The 3,079-nt window shown below is 36.9% G+C and carries 2 protein-coding genes; both read right to left on the bottom strand.

Going from position 1 to position 3,079, the window contains the following annotated elements:
• Nucleotides 1–2,751, bottom strand: a 2,751-nt coding sequence (locus DRF60_RS20745) for a hypothetical protein (protein WP_123902714.1), incomplete at its 3' end; no start/stop codon positions are given.
• A 12-nt stretch (nt 2,752–2,763) separates the two neighbouring features.
• Nucleotides 2,764–3,079, bottom strand: a 316-nt coding sequence (locus DRF60_RS20740) for a T9SS type A sorting domain-containing protein (protein WP_133297264.1), incomplete at its 5' end; no start/stop codon positions are given.

The raw sequence follows: 3,079 nt of genomic DNA, 5'->3' as shown, positions 1-3,079 counted from the left end.
TGTTTCCAAAGGAATACCTATCATATTGGCGTTAATTAACTTCTGGTTAGCCTTTTCGTGGGCGTAACTGTAATTGGTCTCATCGATAGTTCCATCAGGGAAAGTTGTTTTTTGTTTGTTAAGCTGGTAATGCACCGGGTTGTTATAGAAAAACTCTGTTTGAGTGGCTACCGGTGTTCCGTTTAGATATTCTGTTGTTTTTTGAGATTTCAAATAATGCCAAGAGGAGATAAGCCTGTAATCGGTAACACTAAAATTATCAAGTTGCAGAAGGCTTACTGTTGTTCCTGCTGATAGCCCAGTACATTTATTGTTAGGAGCAGAAACATCTACTGCTGTACAGGTATAAGGATGTGAATCATAACCCGTTGGACATGCTATATTAAACAGCTGTCTCCCTACAAAATTTTTAAGTTCAAATGTATAGGTATCATTTTTCTCATAAACGTTTTCCTTCTCCTGAATAATTTCTAAAGAAGAAGCATTTTTCCTTAATATCGTTGATTTTAACTCAGTCCCATTATCCCAGCCTTTGTTACTCCAGGGAGTACTGCTTTTTCCTCTTGATCCCCAAACGCTACTTCCCGCATTATCCCTGCGAATTTTAAATTCTTTCATTTCACCTCCTTCCTCAAACTGATCTCCACCTTCACTGATCGTTACATAAGGATAAAGGCAACTACTGGTTTCTGTATTGTATAAAGGAATAATACTGCTTGCAGTCAGGACAACAGCAGAGTTTTCTACAAAACTGCATTCCAGGGAACCTGTAGCAGGACATTTGACTTGCCATTTTACAATGTCAGTATAATATGGATTATTTCCTTCTTTCCCTGATGAGTGATTAAGAGCATCTTTATGAGCATAATAATATCTTTTATAAAGATTTTGAGAAGTTGGAGAGTCAATATCCTTTGTTGATTTTATCCTTATTCCCCCTGTATCCAGATTGGTAGTGATAACTTGTGGAGCAGTTGCGTAATAATTGATGCTGGCTCTTGTATAAGTACATCTTCCGGCATCGATTGTAATAGTATAAGTTTGTCCTGCTGCAGCTTCAAAGAATACCTCCTCATTACCTAAGAATTGATAATTACTGCCAACGGGTGTAGGTGAGCCTTGCATCATTTTATAAAAATTGGCTCCATGAATGAGACCTACTGGCGGGTGGGTCTGATCAGAACACTGTGTATTAAAGACAGCACTTCCCGAAATGTTAACAGTTTGAGTAACGGGTGAAGTGAAAGTAAATGAAGTGCTTACAAAATCATCCACTGATATGGTATTTTTTATTGACAAGTTTTTAGTAGTAACTACAGGATAAATAGTTTTTTCTCCCCAATAGGTGTTTCCTTCATACTCCAAATCTGTATAACCTTTTGTAGGATAGGTAATTCTTTTCAGCATTCCTATCTTTGCAAAATTAGGATCGGGATCTTTATTAGCTCCACCATAATTATAGTTTTTAAGATTATGGTCTGGAATGTTAGCAGGAACTAGGTTTGTATTGAATTTCCCATTGTAATATCCCCAACGATCCTGACTGAAAGATAATCTTACTGGAAACTGAGTAGGACTTTCATAATCAAAACTATAGACTTTGGTAGGGTCTTTAAAAATGACACTGCTTAAAAAGTTTCTTTTATTAACAGTATTTAAATAATTCAAAACAATATTCTCAACAGTAGTTCCATTTCTATCTGTTTGACGAATATTGGTTATTCTGGCATTTCCTTCAATATCCTGCGAGGTATAGTCTGATTCGTAAGTAAAAGCGATTGTGCCAAAATTTGGATTATTACTGGTTATTGTTTGTATTCTTTTCCCATTCAGGTCCATATTGTTGTCAGTGATTGGAGCAAGAGCGGGAGCTTTAATATATCCGCTTCCCTGACAGCTTGGCTGTGCGTAAGGAAATCCTACCGACATTTTTAAGACTTGAGCCTGAGAAGTAATATAAGATAATAGAGGAGCATCCGAATAGATAAAATAGATTTCATCCCCTTTTGGATGTATTATTTTTGTCAAATACCAGGCCGTAATGGAGGAACTTATCGGATTAGCACTGCCATCACCTGATCCACTTGTTCGTAATGTAGATCTTTCTTTAGCTTCAAAATAATATTTCTCTCCTGCTGGCAACGTTAACAGAAAATCCTGTCCATCTCCTGTAGCACTTCCGATTCTTTCAATTTTTATTGCTTGTTGGTCAACAATATGAGGCTGGTTGTTCAGATCATAAAAAAACTTCCCTGAATTTCCATTAAAATTGAATGAATACACATCAGCTTCAGTATCTAATGAAGGCGATCCATTGACTATCGTATGTAAAAACTGATTGGTAACAGGATTGGTATATCCTCCTGTAACATTTTCGGGTGGGATGATATGAGTTGATGTTTCATCGGCTCTGTCTCTTACTGTTCTTGTAATAACTCCGCCAAAATTCAAATTCCAGCCTAATCCTACATTGGTAGAAACATCATCTACCTTAATTCCATTAGACCCATAAAAAAGGCTTATTGGGACAGTGATATGATTGGTTTTATACATAAGTAAAGGAACCGATACACTGGGCGAACCTGTAAAAAGCCCTACAGGCGTATTCCCATAGTTTCCCAACGCATAGGCTGTTGGTGATGGAGGAGTGATTTGTGGTATGAAATTCTCTTCTTCAGTTCCGTTTCCTCCTGATTGTGCATAGATATAACTGCCAATAAGCAGTATTCCCATTGTAAATATTTTCTTCATTATTCTCAGTGTTTATTTCTTTATGAGTTTAGCATTCGCAGTTTTATTCGTATTAGTCTTAATAGTCACCAGATAAGCTCCCTGAATCAAATTCTGAGTATTAATCTTCGTCACCTTATTCTTAGTCTTCAGGTTCTGAAGCTGTCTTCCTCCCATGTCATACACCATAATATCCGCTTCTTTGAATTCAAAGCCTATTTCCACATAAGCATAATCTGATACAGGATTAGGATAGATCTTGATGTCCTGTTTTTCAATCAGCTGATCAATTTGTTTGTCTCCCAGCTTCACGATCTTCCAGTTCTCTTTTCCAAGTTCTTCTGCACTG

This window comes from Chryseobacterium elymi (assembly GCF_003385495.1).
Taxonomy (GTDB): Bacteria; Bacteroidota; Bacteroidia; order Flavobacteriales; family Weeksellaceae; genus Chryseobacterium; species Chryseobacterium elymi.
Note: the sequence above shows the minus strand (reverse complement) of the source record. Positions and strands in the feature narration are given on the sequence as shown.